Consider the following 2,315-nt stretch of genomic DNA (forward strand, 5'->3'; position numbering starts at 1 on the left):
GCACTTTATCATAACCCAAAAAGCAACTATGCTTTTGCTTATAACGATCATGAATTACATATCCGCCTGCGCACGGCAAAGGACGACTGCAAATCCGCAGTGTTAGTAATTGCAAAAAAACACGCATGGATGACAAAACAAAAATTCCAAATGGAAAAAATCGCCACCGACCGTTACTTCGATTATTATCAGTATAACTATGCAACGGACGATCCGAGGCTGGGCTATTATTTTCTAATCTCCGACGGCGAAGCGACTCTCGTTTATTCCGAATCCGGAGTAACCGAAGCTTTCAACGATCAATATGCTTATTTTCATTATTTTCAGTACCCGTTCATCAATCCGATCGACGTTCACACCGTTCCCTCCTGGGTTCATGAAGCAATTTTTTATCAGATCTTTGTGGAACGGTTTTACAATGGCGACCCCGGCAATGACCCCGGGAGTGTTTCCCCGTGGGGCGAGCTTCCAAAGCCGAAAAGCTTTTTCGGCGGTGATTTGCAGGGCATCCTTGAAAAACTTGATTACCTGAAAGAACTTGGAATCAACGGGCTGTACCTCACTCCGATCTTTGAGTCCCCCAGCAACCATAAATATGATACAACCGATTACCGTAAGGTCGACCCCGCTTTCGGGGATAAAGACCTGCTGTGTAAACTCATAAAACAGGCGCATGAAAATGGCATTCGCGTAATTCTGGATGGGGTATTCAACCACAGCGGTTACTTTTTTGCCCCGTTTCAGGACGTTCTGAAAAACGGCGGTCATTCCCAATATGCCGGCTGGTTCCATTTTACTGAGTTTCCTGAGCATGGCGGCGAACCGAAATACCGGTGCTTTGGAACAAGCCCCAACATGCCGAAGCTCAACACATCAAATCCGCAGCTCAAAAAGTATCTTTTTGATACGGTCGCTTACTGGATGGAAGAAACAGGGATCGACGGCTGGCGCCTCGATGTCTCCGATGAAATCGACCACCAGTTCTGGCGGGATTTTCGCCAACTGGTTAAAGGGATCAATCCGGAAGCCGTGATTATCGGCGAAAACTGGCATAATTCTTACCCATGGCTGATGGGCGACCAATTCGACGGGGTGATGAACTACCCTGTAACAAAATCGTGCATTCAATTTTTTGCATCAGGGGAAATCAGCGCGGAAGAATTTGCGGAGGATTTATCCGGCAGCCTGATGTGGAACTCGGATCAGGCCAATTTTTCCATGCTGAACCTTTTGGACAGCCATGATACCATGCGTTTCCTGACCTGGTGCCGGGGGGATAAAAAGAAACTGATGCTGGCCATTCTGTTTTTATTCAGTTATATTGGCGTACCTTGTACCTATTATGGAACGGAAATCGGCATGGAAGGCAACGGTGACCCGGACAGCAGGCGTACCTTTGACTGGGACGAGAACCGTTGGGACAAAGACTTACTTGCCTTTTATCAACAGATCATTTCCTTTCGCAAAAGCTGCAAACCGCTTCAGTACGGTAATATAAAAATGTGGGCCGACGACGGGGTCTTTTATCTGGAACGGGGGTATGGCGATGAAAAGGCTCTGACCGTATTAAACAACACAGGAGAAGGCAAAAACATTGTTCTTCCGGTTGGCAAAGCGATCGACTGGGTCTCCGCTGAAAAAACGGAACTCGCGGAATCGGGATTTTTACATCCGTTTGGCGGATTCTCTTTTTACTACTCCATTTGAATTAAAAATTAAGTACAATAATCAAATGTCCGATTTCCGGAGCAAAAATGATTTTTGCCGGCGCATCCAACTTGATTGGTGGTCTGCGGCCGGCATTGCGGTGGAAGACTGAAAACAGAGACAGGATAAAAAATCAGAACGGAGGGCTTATGATGCCCAAATGGCTTAACGACGCAGTGTTTTATGAAATATATCCGCAAAGCTTTTACGACACGAACGGCGACGGGATTGGGGACATCAACGGCATCACCGAAAAGCTGGATTACGTAAAATCGCTTGGCTGCAATTCAATTTGGATCAATCCCTGCTTTGATTCTCCTTTTATGGATGCCGGATATGATGTTTGTGACTATAAAAAAATCGCACCCCGCTACGGTACGAACAACGATATGATACGGTGCTTTACGGAGGCGCATAAGCGCGGAATGCGTATCTTGCTCGATTTGGTTCCCGGACATACCTCCGACCGGCACCCGTGGTTTCTGGAAAGCAAAAAAGCGAAACAAAATCAATACAGCCACCGGTATATCTGGACGGATTCCGTATGGAACCGCCCGGCCGGGTTCAACTCCATGTGCGGTGTAACAGAAAGAGACGGCTGCTACCTT

Annotated in this window: 2 protein-coding genes; both read left to right on the forward strand. The window is 47.0% G+C overall.

Going from position 1 to position 2,315, the window contains the following annotated elements:
- On the forward strand, positions 1–1,707 hold a 1,707-nt coding region (locus CAFE_RS19595), incomplete at its 5' end, for a glycoside hydrolase family 13 protein (RefSeq protein ID WP_156991534.1).
- Between the two features lie 152 nt (positions 1,708–1,859).
- A partial coding sequence (locus CAFE_RS19600; protein ID WP_267901573.1) for an alpha-amylase family glycosyl hydrolase occupies positions 1,860–2,315 on the forward strand: 456 nt, incomplete at its 3' end.

This window comes from Caproicibacter fermentans (assembly GCF_009746625.1).
In the GTDB taxonomy this organism is placed as follows: Bacteria; Bacillota; Clostridia; order Oscillospirales; family Acutalibacteraceae; genus Caproicibacter; species Caproicibacter fermentans.